The organism is Halanaerobium congolense (genome assembly GCF_004366375.1).
Classification (GTDB): domain Bacteria; phylum Bacillota; class Halanaerobiia; order Halanaerobiales; family Halanaerobiaceae; genus Halanaerobium; species Halanaerobium congolense.
The window spans coordinates 1-3,402 of record NZ_SOEF01000072.1 but is presented as its reverse complement, the minus strand read 5'-3'; the positions used below and the strand labels follow the sequence as shown (position 1 = coordinate 3,402).

The 3,402-nt window shown below is 27.1% G+C and carries 2 protein-coding genes; both read left to right on the top strand.

Going from position 1 to position 3,402, the window contains the following annotated elements:
• Window positions 1-81 precede the first annotated feature (81 nt).
• Window positions 82-1,437: an AAA family ATPase gene (locus tag C7954_RS13370; RefSeq protein WP_134060300.1), complete on the top strand. Its 1,356-nt coding sequence runs from the start codon at window positions 82-84 to the stop codon at window positions 1,435-1,437.
• Between the two features lie 217 nt (window positions 1,438-1,654).
• Window positions 1,655-3,148 (top strand): ATP-binding protein, encoded by a 1,494-nt coding sequence (locus tag C7954_RS13365; protein WP_133618411.1) that lies wholly within the window; start codon window positions 1,655-1,657, stop codon window positions 3,146-3,148.
• Window positions 3,149-3,402: the final 254 nt, after the last annotated feature.

Here is a 3,402-nt window from a genome sequence, read left to right as displayed (position 1 = left end):
CAACTCAAAAAGTTATTATTTAGTTCTTAAATTAGATAATTTTAGAGTTAAACCAGAGGAAAATTATATTTCGTGGTTGCTATGAATAATTCAGGTATATATATGGAAGTAGTTTTTGCTGACGCTTCTGATATGTTTAATAGCAACAGAAGTGAGATTAGTTTAAAAATTGATTTAAATGAAAATAATAGAAAATACATGCTTAAAAAAGAAGGAAAATATAAAAATATGTCTAAAGATAGTTTTTTTAAAAATAATCCAAAATATATTTATTTTGGTGATTTAAATGAAATTAATTTTAATTCAGATAATTTACAAGAACTATATTCTATAAATAATGCGAATGAAAGAAGAAAAATTGAAACTAATGCTTCACAGTTTTTACAATATATTTTAAATACTAATATTAATATTTCAATTAATTTGAAAAAAGATAATTCTTATAGCATAGATGTAATTGATAGTTATGGAAACAGTAATTTGTTATCTAATAAAAGTTCTGGTCTACAGCAATTAGTTTATTTAGGGGTGGTTTTTTCTTTTAATTTGTTAAAAAAACCTAAAAATATTATTTTAGGTATTGAAGAACCTGAATCTAATTTACATACTTCTTTACAAAAAAGACTTTTCAAGAGGATAAGAGAAATTTCTGAAGCATATTCTGTTCAGATTTTTTTGACAACACATTCTCCTGTTTTTATAGATAAATTTAACTATGAGTCTGTTCATCATGTAAAAAGAAACAATAATATGCATACGAAGGTTTTAAAAGAAAGTTATAGAAATAATTGGTTTAATATAAGAAAAGATTTAGGATTAGGTATTAATGATTCTTTATTCGTCGGTGAATTCAATTTACTTGTAGAGGGACCTACTGAAAAAATTATTTTCCCAAAAATAATAAATATACTATATGATAAGGACTTAATTGGTTTTAGCGAAGAAGATATTAATTTATTGAGTGCTCAAGGAGCACCAAACTTGCATTATTTTTCAAAATTAATATCTCAAATGGGATTACCAACTGTTGTTTTAGTAGATAAAGATCAACAAGGAAAAAATGCAAAAGAAAAAATTGAAGAAGATAATCGTTTTAACAAATTAAAAGTTATCTCTTTAGATAAAGAAGAACATGATAAATGTGAAATTGAAGATTTAATAAGTGATGATATTTTATTAAATAGTATAAATGAATTATACAATAGTTCACTTAATAAAGAGGATCTATTAAAAGCAAGAAAAAATGAACACTATGAAGAGGCAGGTTTAATAAAATTTTCAAAGGCATTTGAAAAACTTGATTTAGAAAGAAATAGAGATTTATCTAAATTAAATCTTGCAACAATAATAAAGAGTGGTTTAGATGAAGAATCTGATTTAGAATTAATTAAAGAATTTTTTATGAAAATTGATTATTTTTATAAAGAGTTTATGTAATATAGTTACTTCGGATAACATGGGATTGAAGATTCCGCTTCGCTCCATTGCAAATTTATTCGGCAAGGGCAGTCGCCCTAAGCCTCATAAACTTCTTAAATCCCAGGGACGTTATCTGACATTACTTAATTTTTTTGTGTTGATTTAAATCTTATTATATTTTTTAGGTTCAATTTTAAGTATAATTTATTTTATAATAAATTAAGGAGGTATTTTAATGGGGAAAATGAATATTTTGCCAGATGCAAAAGAATTATGGAAAGGTATAGGAGGGCATTTCGACTCATTAAGTCAGGTGTTATGTGAATTTATTGATAACACTATAAGTAATTATAGAGCTAATAAAGTTCCAATGAAAACTATAAGAATTACTTTGAATAAGTCTAGGAATGGTAATGCAGAAGTTTTAATAGAAGATAGTGGTACTGGAATTAAAGAATTAGATTCAGCTTTTAAACTTGGTGATAAAGAGATACAAGAATCTCCTATGAATGAACATGGATTTGGTTTTAAACATGCACTAGCTACTGCTGATCCAGAAAATAACAATTGGGAAGTTTATACTAGAACAGAAGATGATTTAGATAACGGAGTTTATAAATACATATCTGCCCCTTATAAATATGATATAGAATCAAAAAATATTTCAATAAATGATAAACGTTGGCCTGGTGAATTTAATAAGACAGGAACAATAATAAAATTTGAATGCTCAATGGAATTATTTAATACAATTCAAAAAGGGATTCGTGGTAGAGCAAGTTTTTCCAGATGCCTTGATTATTTAAGAGAAGAGTTAGGATATATATATTCTTTTATAATTGAACAGGGTGAAATAACAATAAATATTATTTCAGATGAAATTGATAATGGAAATGGTCAGCCTTATAATGAGGTTGTACCTAGTATTAAACCTAATATTGTAGATTATTATAAACCAAAAAATGGATCTATAAAAAAGGATTTAGGAGGTGGAGAAGTTAAGATTGATTATGCTTTTGCTCAAGTGGATGATAATGAAAATAATATAAAATATTATAAAAAAAATGGAAGTTCAAATGGTTTAGAATTAAGAATTAATGGAAGAATAATGGAAACTAATTTATTTAAAGAAGTTTGGGAATTAGAAAATCACCCATCTTATAATCATTATTTGGTACAAGTAAATTTAATAAGTGATAATTTATCTGCTTTACCTAAAACTAGAACATCAAAAAATGGACTTAGAGTTGGAGATAAAAAACTAGACGCTTTATTTAATTGGATAAGAAGTGCTTCAAAAAATAAGCCTCCAAAACAATTAGCAGGTGCTATTCATGAAAGAGAGTTAGTAAGTAAATTATCGGAACTAAAAGAAAATCATTTAACTGCTCCAGACAAACATATAGAAACAGAGTATGAAGTATTTAAAAGTATTAATTCTCCAGTACCTGTAGATCTTTATGTTTATGACGGTCATAATATAACTTTATATGAAGCTAAAAAAGATATTGCTGATGTAAAAAGTATTTATCAATTATTAATGTATTGGGATGGAGCTGTGATGGATGGATTAAAACCTCATAAAGGTGTCTTAATAGCTTCTGAATTTTCAGATGGTGTAGATGATGTAATTGATTTTATAAATTCTAAGAAAGATGATGATGGGAATGATTATAACTTTACTAAAACTACTTGGAAAAATAATAATATTGGATATCCAAAACCATAATTTTATAAAAAGAGTATTTATATCTGGTAACGTCAGATAACATGGGATTGGCGTCATGCCTTCTGTCATAAAGCTTGCAGGTTAACCAATCACGGATATGAAAATGCAAGCTTTACGCCAGTTCCTGCGGAACCAGGCACGAGCGCAAATCCCAGGGACGTTATCTGACATTATAGCAATGTCACTGCAGCTAATAAGACCGAGAGAAAGGGTTTGGTTTTCGCAGAATGATGTGAATCTACTTTCTCCGGGGA

What these genes read in the sequence shown, in the direction of transcription:
- C7954_RS13370 (WP_134060300.1), top strand. Translation starts at nt 82, where the DNA reads ATGAATAATTCAGGTATATATATGGAAGTAGTTTTTGCTGACGCTTCT.
- C7954_RS13365 (WP_133618411.1), top strand. Translation starts at nt 1,655, where the DNA reads ATGGGGAAAATGAATATTTTGCCAGATGCAAAAGAATTATGGAAAGGT.